At 38.9% G+C, this 14,817-nt stretch carries 13 protein-coding genes and 3 pseudogenes; 3 read left to right on the top strand and 13 right to left on the bottom strand.

The annotated features are described in order from the left end of the window. Positions 1 to 7 precede the first annotated feature (7 nt). The 3 genes and pseudogenes from I585_RS19775 to I585_RS19765 all read right to left on the bottom strand — a co-directional run bounded on the left by I585_RS19775 (position 8) and on the right by I585_RS19765 (position 2,977). Positions 8 to 1,308 (bottom strand): annotated as a pseudogene (locus tag I585_RS19775) (MFS transporter). 16 nt (positions 1,309 to 1,324) lie between these two features. After that, entirely contained in the window at positions 1,325 to 1,855 is a 531-nt protein-coding gene (locus tag I585_RS19770; protein ID WP_010740254.1) for a flavodoxin family protein, read from the bottom strand. Between the two features lie 255 nt (positions 1,856 to 2,110). Next, the gene (locus tag I585_RS19765) at positions 2,111 to 2,977 is read right to left on the bottom strand and encodes an aldo/keto reductase (RefSeq protein WP_010740255.1); all 867 of its coding nucleotides are present in this window, start codon (positions 2,975 to 2,977) and stop codon (positions 2,111 to 2,113) included. A 252-nt stretch (positions 2,978 to 3,229) separates the two neighbouring features. Here I585_RS19765 and I585_RS23045 point away from each other — a divergent pair. Further along, positions 3,230 to 4,386 (top strand): IS3 family transposase gene (locus I585_RS23045; protein WP_227869468.1). Its coding sequence is split into 2 segments (ribosomal slippage): positions 3,230 to 3,488 and positions 3,488 to 4,386, totalling 1,158 coding nucleotides; the frame shifts between segments, so codons are not numbered across the junction. 73 nt (positions 4,387 to 4,459) lie between these two features. Here the strand turns inward: I585_RS23045 and I585_RS19750 are convergent. Further along, positions 4,460 to 4,882, bottom strand: a complete 423-nt coding sequence (locus I585_RS19750; RefSeq protein WP_010740258.1) for a MerR family transcriptional regulator — start codon at positions 4,880 to 4,882, stop codon at positions 4,460 to 4,462. 330 nt (positions 4,883 to 5,212) lie between these two features. Here I585_RS19750 and I585_RS19745 point away from each other — a divergent pair, with 330 nt between their 5' ends. Further along, positions 5,213 to 6,259: a zinc-dependent alcohol dehydrogenase family protein gene (locus I585_RS19745; RefSeq protein WP_010740259.1), complete on the top strand. Its 1,047-nt coding sequence runs from the start codon at positions 5,213 to 5,215 to the stop codon at positions 6,257 to 6,259. A gap of 148 nt (positions 6,260 to 6,407) precedes the next feature. Here the strand turns inward: I585_RS19745 and I585_RS19740 are convergent, their stop codons facing one another. Both I585_RS19740 and I585_RS19735 read right to left on the bottom strand, forming a co-directional pair. Beyond that, complete coding sequence (locus I585_RS19740) at positions 6,408 to 6,827, bottom strand: flavodoxin (RefSeq protein ID WP_010740260.1); 420 nt, start codon at positions 6,825 to 6,827, stop codon at positions 6,408 to 6,410. A 34-nt stretch (positions 6,828 to 6,861) separates the two neighbouring features. Continuing rightward, positions 6,862 to 7,515 carry an NAD(P)H-binding protein gene (locus tag I585_RS19735; protein ID WP_010740261.1) on the bottom strand — a complete coding sequence of 218 codons (654 nt, stop codon included), beginning with the start codon at positions 7,513 to 7,515 and terminating at the stop codon, positions 6,862 to 6,864. Positions 7,516 to 7,927: 412 nt separating this feature from the next. Between I585_RS19735 and I585_RS23040 the strand changes: the two are divergent. After that, positions 7,928 to 8,335, top strand: a pseudogene (locus I585_RS23040) (transposase); the annotation flags it as partial. A 29-nt stretch (positions 8,336 to 8,364) separates the two neighbouring features. Here the strand turns inward: I585_RS23040 and I585_RS23980 are convergent. The 7 genes and pseudogenes from I585_RS23980 to lacD all read right to left on the bottom strand — a co-directional run. Beyond that, positions 8,365 to 8,631, bottom strand: a pseudogene (locus I585_RS23980) (zeta toxin family protein); the annotation flags it as partial. A gap of 385 nt (positions 8,632 to 9,016) precedes the next feature. Beyond that, positions 9,017 to 9,916, bottom strand: a complete 900-nt coding sequence (locus I585_RS19725) for an aldose 1-epimerase family protein (protein ID WP_010740263.1) — start codon at positions 9,914 to 9,916, stop codon at positions 9,017 to 9,019. Between the two features lie 20 nt (positions 9,917 to 9,936). Continuing rightward, on the bottom strand, positions 9,937 to 10,209 hold the full coding sequence (locus I585_RS19720) for a DUF3884 family protein (protein ID WP_002305107.1): 273 nt from the start codon (positions 10,207 to 10,209) through the stop codon (positions 9,937 to 9,939). 22 nt (positions 10,210 to 10,231) lie between these two features. Next, positions 10,232 to 11,638, bottom strand: a complete 1,407-nt coding sequence (lacG, locus tag I585_RS19715; protein ID WP_010740264.1) for a 6-phospho-beta-galactosidase — start codon at positions 11,636 to 11,638, stop codon at positions 10,232 to 10,234. A 146-nt stretch (positions 11,639 to 11,784) separates the two neighbouring features. Next, a complete protein-coding gene (locus I585_RS19710) occupies positions 11,785 to 13,491 on the bottom strand; it encodes a lactose-specific PTS transporter subunit EIIC (protein ID WP_010740265.1) in 1,707 nt (568 codons plus the stop codon). Beyond that, positions 13,491 to 13,808, bottom strand: coding sequence for a PTS lactose/cellobiose transporter subunit IIA (locus I585_RS19705; protein ID WP_002290550.1), 318 nt, complete (start codon positions 13,806 to 13,808; stop codon positions 13,491 to 13,493). The genes I585_RS19710 and I585_RS19705 overlap by 1 nt, the downstream gene beginning before the upstream one ends. A gap of 27 nt (positions 13,809 to 13,835) precedes the next feature. Beyond that, positions 13,836 to 14,816 (bottom strand): tagatose-bisphosphate aldolase, encoded by a 981-nt coding sequence (gene lacD / locus I585_RS19700; RefSeq protein ID WP_002290551.1) that lies wholly within the window; start codon positions 14,814 to 14,816, stop codon positions 13,836 to 13,838. Position 14,817 lies beyond the last annotated feature (1 nt).

The following is a 14,817-nucleotide window of genomic DNA, read 5'->3' as shown; positions in this document are numbered from 1 at the left end:
GAAAATGCTATTTCTTATTATTGACAAAAATGGCTACTATTAACATAGAAATTACTGTGAATGCTGTCATCATCCAGATTTGGGTTTGAAAATTAGTTGTCGTTGCGACGATTAGCGATAATCCAATGGGACCTCCAATTTGATGCATTGTGTTTGTCACTCCACTAGCACAATACCGGCCAATTCATCAGGTGCTTCATAAACGCCTGCTGAGGTCACAGGGGCCAAGATTAAGCCTTGACCTAACCCCAGGATGACCATTGGAACAAAAACGGTTTGCCAATAGCCATTGGCCGGATTTGAGATGGCAAGTAGCATTAACCCGATCGCTAATATTATTTCACCGGCCAGCAACACCTTATTGTTCCCAAATTTTCCAGTTAGCCTTGGCAGTTGCATTGCAATGATAAAATTAACAATTGTCAATGGTAAAAAAGCAAATCCTGATTCTAACGCTGAAAAACCATATTGGCTTTGCATCATCTGTGGCAAAAAGAACCAAAATGGTAACATTGCCATCATAAATAAGAGCCGTGTCACATATGCTCCAGAACGGATTTTGTTTTTAAAAAGTGCTAAAGGTAAAATTGGCGCAGCAGACTTTCCTTCCCATAAAATAAAGATTCCCAAAAAGACCACTCCGAGAAAGACAAGACCAATTTTTCCTTCAGTAAAGCCATAAATAATCCCAATCAAGCCAAAGATCGAAAGTATACTACCTAAATAGTCGATCCTTTCTTTTCGACGGACAGAAGGCGTCACATATTTCAACGTTAAAATAAATAGCACTAGTGTAAATGGCACGTTAATCAAAAATCCGGCCCGCCAAGAAATCAGGCTTGTCAGTCCCCCACCAACTAATAGACCGATACTTGAACCAATCCCGGCAGTTGCCCCATAATACGCAATTGCTCGTTGTCTCATATTGTTTTGATAGGCATCCATAATCAATGCCAGTGTTGTCGGTGCGATGATGGAACTCCCAATTCCTTGAACTGCCCGCATCGCAATCACCATTTCAGCAGTTTGTGACAAGCCAATGACTAATGAACTGATTCCAAAAATAAATAACCCGATTAAAAATATACGTTTTCTCCCTAATAAATCAGAAAGACGTCCGCTTAATAATAAAAAGCCACCAAAAGTCAGTGTATAGGCGCTTGATACCCAGGACAGTGCTGTTGCAGACAAACCTAAGCTTTCCCCTATCTCGACAGAACTTGTAAAAATAATTGAATTATCCATTAATATTAAAAAATATGCTAATAAAGTAATTGGTAAAATGACACCAAATTTTTCTCTCTTCAAATGTTTTAACTTCTTTCTATTGCGTTAATTGATTTATCTTTTCTAACCAAGTATCGATTTCCTTGGATACTTGGTTACTATTCTCATCCGTGATCCCCATTATCAGACCGTTTATTTCCTCTCCACCTTTTACAGTGTAGCCAGCCAATACCTTGGCTCCTTTCGCTCCAGTACGGATTTGACTAAAAGTTGATCCACTACCATAACCACCATGGGTATTAAAAGGAATCACAATTTTCCCTTTGAAATCATAATCATTGAGAAAAGAGACAACAGCTTGCGGCAATGCCATATTCCAGGTTGGTGCCCCAATAAAAATCCGGTCGTAATTCTGTATATCAGGAATCGGTGTTTTTATTTCTGGAAGGATTGCTCTTTCTTGCTCTTGCACATTTTGTTCGACTTCCTGTCGATAATTTTTAGGTCTGGCTACTTTTGTTTCGATTTGAAAAAGCTCACCACCAACCTTTTCTTGAATTAATTTAGCAACTGCTTTTGTATTTCCTGTTCGTGAATAATAGACGATTGCTATTTTAGAATTGTTCATCATGGTTCCTCCTTCCTGTTCTTTTTTTATTCGTTTTGACACCGCCATAAAGCCAATAATGACGAGGCTTAGCGTTATGATTATTGGCTAAAAATGCTTTTTTTAGACAACTCAATCACCTTCATTGAGAGATTATTCCCATAAAAATACTGTGACATCATCTACAAAATGCGTGATGCCACAGAATTTTTATCCTATTAGATTATTTCTAATCAATAGAAATCAGATTTTGCTTGTTACTTTAAATCAGATACATCATTTTTCGGTATCTAACATGCGATCCATGAACCACTCTACTTGTTGCGGTGCATCGTGATCAAAGAAAGCTGATTCTTTCATATCCAATGCTGCAATTTTCTCAAGATCTGCCTTTGAAAGCTCAAAATCAAAAATTGCAATGTTTTCTGCCATTCGTTCTGGACGAACGGATTTTGCTAAAGCAACAATCCCTCTTTGCATTAACCAACGCAAGACAACTTGTCCCACAGTCTTGTGATATTGCTTGCCAATTTCTGCTAAAACAGGATTTGTAAACAACTCGTGGCGACCTTCTGCAAAAGGTGCCCAAGCCTCCATTTGAACGTCATATTTTTCATGCCATTCTTGATCTTCAATTCGTTGGTTCCAAGGATTTACTTCAATTTGATTGATTTGCGGTTTCACTTCATTCAAGCCAACAAACTCAATCATTTTAGCTGATTTGAAATTCGAGATCCCAATTGCTCGTAATTTCCCGGATTTTTGGGCAGCCACCATGGCACGCCAAGCACCATAAATATCTCCATATGGTTGGTGAATCAGATAAAGATCCAGGTAATCTAAGCCCATGACTTCAAGGGAAAGATTAATTGTTTCAGCGGCTTTTTCTTCTGGTGCTTGGAGAATAAATAATTTTGAAGTAACAAAAAGTTCATCTCTGGTAACTAGGCCTTCATCAATAGCCCGCTTGATTCCTTCCCCAGTCTTTTTTTCGTTTCCGTAAATCGAAGCAGTATCAATCAGACGATAGCCTGCTTTAATAGCTTGATACACTGCCTCCGCCGTTTCCTCCAAAGGAATTTGATAAACACCAAAGCCTAATTGAGGCATTTCTACACCATTGTTCAACGTAATTGTTTGCATCTTGTTTTCCTCCTTTAAATTTCATTACATTGTCTATCCTAAACGTTGGAGTTAAGTCCATAGCAAGTAAAACAACTTATTTTTTCATTTAATATTGCAAATTCTCCAAGGCTGTCTCCACCTGCTTTTATTTTTATACCATCCTGAAAGCCTCCTTCGATTTTGCTACACTGCATGTATCCTAATAAAGTAGACACCTTTTTTGCTATACTATTAATTATTTAGACATCTTTTGAGAAAGGAATTTTGATTATGGTAGACAAGCGTAAATCTCCACGAAAATTTGACGAAGAGTTCAAAAAATCAATCGTAAAACTTTATGAAGGCGGCAAATCACAAAACGCATTAGCTAATGAATATGGAATCGCCCTGTCCTCTGTAGCTCGTTGGGTGAAGCAATATTCTGAAGTTAAAATTGATGATGATACGATCCTCACGGCTCGACAGATCAAGCAATTACAGAAACGAAATCTTCAGCTAGAAGAGGAAAACTTAATCTTAAAAAAAGCGATTGCCATATTCACGCCACACTCAACGAACGACTAAATGCAATTCGTATGTTACGTCACGAACACTCTATTGTTACGCTTTGCAGGGTTCTTAAGGTTAATCGCTCGACTTACTACAAACGTTTTTCTGGAAAGATTTCCCCCAGAACAGCAGAAAATCAACAGTTGAGAAAGACAATCTTAGAAATCTATACAACTTCTAAAAAACGAGTAGGTCCTGCAAAAGTACGACGTATGCTTCTACGTGACTATGGCATTTCTATCAGCATTGGCCGAGTTTATCGCCTAATGAGCACTATGCACTTACCTAAAATGTCTACAGTAAAACCTGCCTTTAAACCGACCGAAGGTCAGACTCCTTTGAAACGCCCAAATCATTTGAAGCAAGCATTTAACCCTCCTGCACCAAATCAAGTATGGACGAGTGATTTTTCTTATATTCCTATTGGAAATAAATCATTTGTTTATCTTTGTGTAATTTTAGATTTATTTTCTAGGAAAATCATTGCTTGGTCTGTCAGCAAAAAAATTGACACAGCTTTAGCTATTACAACAATAGAAAAAGCAATCCAAGTCAGAAATCCTCAGGATTCTGTTCTTTTTCACACAGATCAAGGTTCCCAGTACACTTCATTTGAATTCAGGAAGTTTTTAGAAAATCATTCTATTGTTCAATCCTTATCGAAACCTGGATATCCTTGGGATAACGCCGTAACAGAAGCTTTCTTCAAATATATGAAGAAAGAGGAACTCAACAGGAGAACCTTTTCTTCTCTTCAAGAAGTCCAACTGGCTTGCTTTGAATATATCGAGGGATTCTACAACACGCAGCGCCCTCATGGCACCCTAGATATGCTTACACCAAATGAAATGGAGGATAGATATTTTGATTCTCACTAAGTACCTTCTCTTTTTGTGTCTACTTTATTGACAGTTATCCAACACCTTGATATGCACCCTTTCAATAAGTCAACTATAGCTTGTTTCGTTCCCATAGTTTCTCAACTTTTTCAGTGCTTAATTCGCCAGTTTTAAATTTGGCGATATGCTCATCATAGGTCTCAATCTTATAAAGAAGTAACTCTCTGACTTCTTGTATTTCCGTAATCTTTTGATCCAGTTCTTCTAATTGATCAAACAAAATCTGTTTTTGAGATTCTTCCACATCTTGTTTTCCTCGCAATTGAGCTAAATTGGCAAACTCAATGAGAGACTCCACCGATAAACCGGCATTCCGCAAGTTTTTGGCTAGATAAATCCAGTTTAGATCATTAGTGGAATACTCACGATAACCACTTTTGTTACGATGAACTGGGGGAATCACCCCAACCCGTTCATAGTAGCGTAACGTATCCACACTTAAATCAAACATCTCTGCGGCTTTTTTGATATTCATATCATGACCTCCTCAATCTCTTACAAACATGATAAACCCTAGAGCGGACTCTAGGGCAAGCTTTTTGCTGGAGAAAGATGGAAGAACGATCATAAGCCCGTATTCTCTTATATTTTCCTGATAAATCCCGTTTCTTGTTAACCTCAATCTTTGACTATAGTCAAAATAAAAAAATCTATCCATGGAATCTCACACATCGATCTCCATTTTCGAAATAGTTTTCTGCTAGATTCCAGCTTATTAGCCTTGCCTTAAAGTGAACTCCATGGAGTACAATAAAAGAAGAGATTTTCGCAATGTATTTCTAAAAACAATATAGGGAGTGTTCTTATGAAAGTCGCAACATTTATTGAACCCGGGACAATGGCAATAAAAGAAACAGCAAAACCAGTTGTCGAAAAAGACACGGATGCCATCATCAAGATTGTCCGAGCTTGCGTGTGCGGATCTGACTTATGGTGGTTTCGCGGCATCTCCAAAAGAGAACCCAACAGCACGACTGGTCATGAAGCCATCGGGATTGTCGAAGAAGTCGGTGCCGCAGTAACTGCAGTCAAACCTGGTGATTTTGTCATCGTCCCATTCACTCACGGCTGTGGGGAATGTGCTGCCTGTAAAGCTGGTTTTGATGGCAATTGTACAAATCGAGAAGCTGGTGCAAATGGTGGTTATCAAGGCGAATACCTGCGCTTTATCAATGCACAATGGGCACTAATTAAAATCCCTGGAAAACCTGCCGATTATTCTGAAACTATATTGAATTCCTTTTTGGCTTTAGCCGATGTCATGGCCACAGGCTTCCATGCTGCAAAATCAGCTGAAGTGGTAGAGGCGTCCACCGTAGTTGTCATTGGCGACGGTGCCGTTGGTCTTTGCGGGATTATCGGAGCTAAATTGCTTGGAGCAACGCGGATCATCGCCATGAGTAAATACGAAGAGCGGCAAAAATTAGCCCGGGAGTTCGGTGCTACAGATATTATTGCTGAGCGTGGAGATAAAGGGATTGCTAAAGTAATGGAACTTACTCATAACGATGGTGCAGATGCCGTGTTGGAATGTGTAGGCACGGAAATGTCCATGGATACTGCCGCAAAGATATGTCGTCCCGGAGCGGTAATTGGTCGTGTAGGCGTGCCACAAAAAAATGAAATGAATACCAGTGCCCTTTTCTGGCAAAACATTGGACTAAGAGGTGGCGTTGCTTCAGTTACTACCTATGATAAAGAAATCCTCCTCGATGCCGTCTTAAAAGGCGAGATTGAACCGGGGAAAGTCTTTAATAAGCAATTTAATTTGGATGATATCCAAGCGGCTTATGAGGCAATGGATAAGCGGGAGGCAATTAAGTCCTTAGTCATCGTCAGCCAGATGGACTAGGATTCCCTAATAAACAAAAAGAGCCATAATCGTATTTTTCGCTTACGATTACGGCTCTTTTTTAGCGTCTATGAAAATCTATCAGATGATGCTATTTTCCGCCTCAGTATTACTGTCACTTGCAACCCATTATCGTATTGATTGCTCCTTAATATTCATTTTCAACAAAGCTTCCTCCAGCAGATTCGATTAGTTTCTTCATTTCTGCCATGGTAGCAGATAAAGGGCTAGAGGCACTCGTCGCAAAGGGAATCACCTGTTTACCAGTGAAATCTGGTTGGGCAAAGAGGGTGTGAATAATCATCGGCGGCCGATCCCACCAATTTGGATACCCCACGTAAATGCGATCGTATTGGGTGAAGTCAGGCAACTCACCGGAAATCGCCGGCATAATCTCCTGATCCTTTTCTTTTTCCCCTCGAGTAACGATATCATCATAGTTGGTTGAATAAGGTTCTACGGGTTGTAATTGATACAAGTCTGCAGCCGTTTTTTGCTGTAGTTGCATTGCAGCTTGTTGCGTCTTCCCTGATAATGAAAAATAAATAATCAATGACTTCTTAGACATAAGAATCACCGCTCCTCTCTAACGTTAACTGGACTTAATAAACTGGTCGATCTTCGCCTTGCGTATCCGGATCGGCAATCCCCACACTATCATTTGCCAAGAAACTAGGATCCGCGACAATTCGTAAAACCACATCCGCAATACTTTCCCGGGAACCAGAAACACCTAGATAGGGTTCATCCTTATGGGTAATGTCATACTTGATATCCCGATCATTCAGCCATGGCAGGCGCAATGTGGTATAAGTTAAGCCGGAAGTTGCCATAATTTCATCGGAGCGTAACGCGGATGGCAAGCCACTTCCAATGGTTTCTTGATTCCACCGACCGTATTCACCGGGCACTTCATTATAGATTCCCAAGACATTTGTATAAATCAAGCGCTCGACTCCGGCTGCTTTCATGGCGTCCACAACATATTGCGTTTGATGATTATCCGCTGTTTGATCCACCACACCCACAAACACGATATCTTGACCGGCTACAGCTGCTTGGATATCTGCCATGCTGTCGAGACTGCCTTCAATCAATGTCACTCGCTCATTATTAACAAGTTGATTTAAGCGAGACTTTTTACGCAAGAATAAAGTCAAGTGAACATCGGAAAATTGTGCTTCTGTTAAAATCCGTTGCTCAATAATTTGTGAAATCTGACCGTTCGCCGCCATAATTAGTACATTTTTTGTCATTTTATACCCCTCCAAAAATTATCATTAGCAGCATTCATTCAAGAGCTAAAATCGAAATTTTACAGACGCCTTTCATGTAAAGTGAGAGACTTCCTACTTCAGCACTTTTGTGATTACTGCTTGATTACAGAACCTAGTCTAAACCCTGAAGTAGACTCCAGAGCAAGTATTTTGTTTGTATGTTAGAGTGAAAACTTATTCCGGTCCAAACGACGCATCGTCCTGATTGTGATATTCTTTTTGCAAGGTAATGAACTTTCTAAAGACAATCTGATTTCAGATCAATCCATCTCCCACAAAACAAAGAAATAGAGTCAATAATCGTATTTCTTTTACGATTATTGACTCTATTATTTTTATTAACTTACGATAAATAATCTCCTGAGGTTTCACCAAAATCCTTCATCAGTTAAAAGATGCCGTTCTAGTAAAAAAAGCATTTAGCCGTATCAAACAACCTCTGACAGAGGTTGAGATTTTTCATACTGATCGTGGAAAAGAGTTTGATAACCAAGCTATTGATGAATTATTAACAACTTTTGACATCAATCGATCATTGAGTCATAAAGGCTGTCCTTTTGATAATGCCGTAGCTGAATCAACTTATAAGTCGCTGAAAGTAGAATTTGTCTATCAATACACATTTGAAACCTTACAACAATTGGATTTGGAGTTATTTGACTATGTCAATTGGTGGAACCACCTTCGGTTGCACGGTACACTTGGCTACGAGACACCGGTTGGTTACCGTAACCAGAGATTGGCGCAGCGAATCCTTGATAATGAGCTCGGATGTGCTAACGCTAGCGAGGCAGTCTAACTTTAACTGTTAGCTTCTGCCGAAGATCGTCACATCCGAGGAGGCTCATTGTCAAGGACAATCGGAATAGCATACGGAAAGAAGTTCTGCACCTTATAAAATTTGTCAAAAAAACTGTTGCCATTCCAATATGATTCAATTTTCGGTACTGCCGTGACGTACATTTTTGTTTCATAACCTTTAGATTGAAGCATTGTGGCTGTTTGGATAGGAACGTCTGTTGTTCGTCCTGTTCCTTCAATCACTAAATTATAGCCTTGATCGCTTAAACGGCTAATAAGTGCTTCTGTCATACGAACATAGTTGATTTATTCACCATACTTCCCATTACATCGTAAAACGCTATATTTAAGATTTCAAACAACTATATTAATAGGAAGAAAACTTCATTTTTCCTCTTAGTTCTATAAAAAGTGTGGCTAATTTGAGGCAAAATATTAAATTAAATTTGCCACAAATTAATGGCTCCACTATTATTTTAAATCAAGAAGTAGTAAATAATCTTATTTTTTTACTACCAGACTGTCTTTAGATATTAGCTTTTCGTCACCCACTACAGTTGACATAGACCCACAAAAAACTTAAAAACCTTGCGATGTAAGACTGGCACGGAGAAGACCAATCTATCATCACAAGGTAAGAGTATTCAAATCTTATTGAAGACTCAAATAATAACAAATTTTAATTAAGGATAGTAATATCATAGATTTTTCTAGAAGTTTCTTGAGGTGAAATTTTCGTTACCTGTCTTTTATCTTCTAAGAAATTACCTTCTTCAAGTGAAGTGGAGAGACCACTCCAAGGTTCCAAAGCAATGAATGGACTTTTATTAGTTGTAGACCACAGAATCAAGTTCGGAAAATCATCAAAATATACTCGAAGACCTTTACCAGACTTCCTTGACCGAAGCGTTACGCTACGAGACTTGAGCTGGTCAAGTGTAATGGCATCATGGGAAAAAAGTGAGTAGTCCAAATCGAGAATCTTTTGATTTTCCAAAAAAGGTGTCCGATCTTGCAAATCTAATAATCCTGTCTCAGGAAAACTCTTTGGTATCGAGCAAGACTCAACCTCACTAAATTCAATATAATAATCCTCATAGTTTTCACCTTCTACTAAAGGACAATTGAATGCTGGATGGGCTCCAATAAAGTAAGGCATTGTTTTTTCCATTTCCAAGTTCGTTACCTGAAATTCGGTTCTAATTGATTTACCATTCAAGGTATAAACAACTCTCAGTTCAAACTGATATAGGTAATTATCAAGCATCTCAGCATTTGGTTTAATACTAAAGGTCACGCTATTATCATTGACTTCTTCCAGAATAAATTCTTCTTTTCGAACAAAACCATGTCTACGAATAAGACCTGTAAAAAAGGGTCTTTCTTGAGGTCTATAAATAGCCCAATCATTTCGTAAACTACCACAGATAGGAAATAGAATAGGCGCCTGTCCATTCCAATAATTTGGATCAGCTTGCCAGAGATACTCTATCCCATCCTTGTCTTTAATCGAAGTCAGTTGACCACCAAGTGTTTTAAACTGAACAGTAAGATACTCGTTTTTTAATTCGATAGTCACAACTAATTCCTTTCTTTTTATTATTGGAAAGGCAAATAATTTACCTCGAAGTGAATAGTCTCACGTATTTCTACATCGAGTGATTGTAAAAATTCCCATTCAAATGCTGATAACTCTAAATCAGAATGGCAAATCCACTCTTTTCCAGTTGAAACATACCATTTACCACATTTTAGCAACGGGGTAGCTTCAAGCTCAGGAATCATAGGACAATCTTCGAAACTAACAATATATACCTTTTCAAATCCTGGTCTAAATAAGTGTTGTACTTTTTCTAAAGTATCGGATAACAATTTTTTACATTTTCAAGTAATATTACTCTATCACTTGAGTTTCTGCTACTTTCTTATACCAATGAGCTGATTTCTTAGGATAGCGTTCTTGCGTGTCAAAGTCTACATAGAATAGTCCATAACGTTTTTCGTATCCGTTTGACCATGAGAAGACATCCATAAGTGACCAGATGAAGTAACCTTTAACATTTGCACCATCCGCAATTGCGTCTGATAAAACTTCCAAGTGTTTCTTCACGTAATCAATACGACCATCATCATAAACGGTATTATCTACAAACTCATCTTTGTATCCAAGACCGTTTTCAGTGATGTAAATCTTCTTGTAGTTTGGATAATCATTTTTCACTCGCATGATTTGGTCATACAAGCCTTCAGGATAAATAATCCAGTCCCAATCCGTTCTAGGCACATAATCTGGTGCGATTCGGCGACCAACACCTTTAATCTGGTACTTAGAACTTCCTTTTTCACCCTTACCATTGTGAATGATTTCAGTCTCACCATCAAAGGTTTGCATCCAATCACTCATGTAGTAGTTGATACCAAGGAAATCGTTCAAATCTTTAGCTGCTTCAAGTGCTTGGAAGTCTTCATCACGAAGATCAAGTTCTCCACCATTTTCAGCTAGGATGTGGTTGACCCCTTCCATCGTTTTATCTGAATAGTGTCCAAGGTAGGTTGCATCCAAGATAAATTTGTTATGGATGATATCTTCTAACTCAGCGGCACGAACATCTGCTGGATTTTCTGGATCATAAGGGTATTTGGTTGGCAACGCATGTACTACACCAATTTCGCCTTTATAACCTTTATCTTTATACAATTTCACAGCACGTGCATGAGAAACCATCATATTGTGGTGTGATTGGAAGACTTTGGCAAGATCATATTGAATGCCTGGAGGGAATTTACCAACCAAGTATTGACCATCTCCAATTGGGCCAATTTCATTGAAAGTTGTCCAGTAGTTTACTTCTGGGAACTCTTCAAAACAGAAAGCGGCATAATCTACAAAGTGTTCTATATTTTCGCGGTTTAAGAAATCTCCATCTGAGTGAAGAACTTCTGGTGTGTCAAAGTGGTGCAAAGTCACGAATGGCTCAACATGACGTTTGTGGCACTCGGCAAAAAGATTATGGTAGAATTCAACACCTTTTTCATTTACTTCGCCATAGCCAGTTGGGAAAATACGAGACCAGGCAATTGAAATACGAATACCATTAACGCCATATTTTTCAGCTAATTCTAAATCAACAGGATATTTATGGTAAAAATCACTTGCAGGCTCTGCTGTGTACCAATAATTATCTTCAAGATACTTATCCCATGCAACTGGGCCTTTACCATCCGTGTGAGTCGCACCTTCTGCTTGATAAGCAGCTGTAGCACCACCAAAAATAAAATCTTTAGGAAGTGTTTTAGTCATAACTATAAATCCTTTCAAAAAAAGCATTTGAGACGATATTCTGAGTTCCGGAAACCAAGGAAATGAAATGAAATGCAATGATATGGTTAACAATATTATAAGGAACTGAAAGAATAATCTCGTCTCAAATAACTTTTACAAATTTATTAATCAAACTGTTGTTGAACAAATGCAAGAGCACCTTGTCCATCACGTGTCAATTTGATATATTGAGCTCCTTCAGTTTTTGCAAGTTTAATGCCCAATTTATCTGTTTCAGCCTTCATATCATCGAAGTTTGAAGAGACCTGTGGAGCCAAGATAACCAAGTCAAACTCTGGCAACATTTCACGGTGAGCACCGTAACTACCCGCTGCCGCTTTGACTGGAACATTGTATTCTACTGCTGCTTTGTTCAAGGCATTGGCAAGCAAGCCACTTGTACCTCCACCTGCACAAAGAACAAGGACATTAGTTTCTTTTGTTATATTATTGTTTGCTGCTACATCTTCTTTAGCAACGCCTGCTTTTCCAAGAACGGCATCTGCTTTAGCAGTATTGAAGTTTACAGCTACTTTTTCTTTAAGAGCATCGTTTGTTTTACCAGAACGTTCTTCTTCAAGAATTTGTTCATCGTATACCTTAACAAATGGGTAATAAATGATAGTATCAACAACTACCAAGAGTACGGCTAAGATAAATGATAGAACTTGGAAGTTAGTACCGAGTACAATTCCCAACGGACCAGGAGTAACCCATGGAAGGTTGGCAGAGAATGAGTTCATGTTCAATGTGTCAACAAAGAATTTAAAGATCCAAACGTTGACAATCGGAGCGAAAATGAACGGTACAAAGAAAATCGGATTCAATACGATTGGTGCACCAAATAAGATTGGCTCATTAACCCCAAAGAATGTTGGAACAACTGAGGCACGTCCGATGGCACGGTTACGTTCTGATTTACAAATCCACATGAACAAGAATGGAACAATCAATGTGGCTCCTGTTCCACCCATGGTAACAATAAACATTTGAGTACCAGAAGTGATAACTTTATCTGCATGTTGTCCAGCTTGGATAAGATGCAAGTTGGTATCGATATTGGCATAAGTGATAGCAGCGATTGCTGGTTCGACAATTGAAGGACCGTGGATACCAACAAACCAGAAGAAGGCATAAGCACCAAAGATAAGTGTAATTCCAAGGTAACCATCTGCAGCTGAGAAGAGAGGAGCAAGAAGGGTACCGATTGATTCTGCAACGGTTACACCAAGAGTTCCCTTAACAATGAGTTCAAGTCCATAAAGGAGAACAACCGATACAGTGAATGGAATCAAGTCTTTAAATACTTGAGAGATATTTGGTGGAACCTCTTCAGGCATACGAATAGTAACATTATTTTTCACACAGACCTTGTAAACATTAACTGTCACAAAGGCTGCAATAAATGCTGTCAAAAGACCTTTTGTTCCCATGAAGGCTGTCAAGAAGCCTCCTTCTTTTGCAGGCTCAGCTGCCATCAAAAGGAACCCTACCATAGACGCTAGCATCGTAGATAAGAAGTTAATCTGATTGGTCGCAGGTAGGTCACGGTTCATTGAGTCCGTCAAAGCTTTAGCGGTAGTACCACCAACAAAGAATGCTAGGATACCCATCGAATAGCTATAAGGAGTCATCAAGAAGGTCTCAATGTCTTTTGACCAGTGGAATCCCCAAGCATTTGGGACATAGGCAATAAGGATAAAGATAGATGAGAAAAGGATGACTGGCATACCAGCGATAAATCCATCACGAATAGCACGAAGATAGATGTTTCGAGAGATTTTCTCAAAGAACGGTTTCCCTTTCTCAATAAGTTCAATGAGTTTATGCATTATTTTGCTCCTCTTTTATAAAGTTCGATGAGGTGATGAATCACATCTTTTAATAAGACAGTAGTCATTAAGTGGTCCTGACCATGCATCATGGTAACGCTGTATGGAAGTTCCTCCCCAGAAGCTTCTCGAGCCAACATAGCTGTCTGAGAATTGTGAGCCTCTGCAATACAGCTTCCTGCTTCTACTACAAGACTATCTGCCTTAGCGAAATCACCATTTTCAGCCGCTTTAAGCGCTTCTAAAAGTTTAGAGCGAGCATCTCCAGCATAAGCAACAATTTCAAACCCTAAGAGAGTCATCTCTTCTCTGTTCATAACAATATCCTCCGTTTTATGTTTTTACTATACTTTATCAGTCCATGGACTAGCTGTTTTAACAAGAACTTTGTTAAGTTCATCAATATTTTCGAATCCAGTAGTACGCAACCATTCACGTGCTGCTTTTTCACCTTCTTTGATGTAAGGTTCTACAGATCCTGCCCAAGTAGCACGTCCACAAAGCACACCATTAAACTTGGCACCTGAGTCGTGAGCAAATTGCAATGTTTCTTGGAACAATTTAGCAGATACACCTGCACTTAGGTAGATGTATGGAAGGTTAGTCGCTTCTTCTTGTGCTTTAAAGAAGTCAGCAGCTTCAGCTTTACTGTAAACCACTTCACCATCAGCAAAACCTTCGACATATTTAACGTTAACTGGTACTTCTACTTTAAGAACATCAATGTTAAAGCGTGGATCAGAGAAAACTTTCATCGCTTCAATGACTTTGCGAGGTTTCACTTTTGCATATTCAACAGAACCTGCATCTGAGATTTCTTCATCATAAGCAAGGATTTCCAAGAAGAAAGGAATATCTTCAGCGACACATTCAGAACCAACACGTTCAATATAAGCTTGTTTTTGTTGGTTAAGTTCATCTGAGCTGTCTACATCATAGTAAAGTAAGAACTTAACGGCATCAGCGCCTTGCTCTTTGATACGTTTTGCAGACCAAACATCCAAGCAGTCAGGCAAACGTTTTGTACTTGATGTATCATAACCTGTTTTTTCATAGGCAAGAAGAAGACCTGCTTCTTTATCCAATGCTTTTGTTGCTGGAAGTCCATATTCAGGGTCAAGCAACATTGAAGAAGCGTATTTTGTAAGTTCATCAGCAACCAAAACCTTTAGTTCTTCCATTTGAGCTACAGTTGGTTCTGTATCTTGATACTGTGCCATCAAACGTTTCAAAGCACCACGTTGGTCAAATGCCAAAGCTGAGATAACACCGTTTTTATCTGAAATTTTTTCCAAAGATTTGCGTTTCTGTTCTGTAAGTACCATT

It is taken from the genome of Enterococcus malodoratus ATCC 43197, from assembly GCF_000407185.1.
Lineage (GTDB): Bacteria > Bacillota > Bacilli > Lactobacillales > Enterococcaceae > Enterococcus_A > Enterococcus_A malodoratus.
The sequence above is the reverse complement of the archived record's forward strand: the minus strand, read 5'-3'. Positions and strand labels throughout refer to the sequence as shown.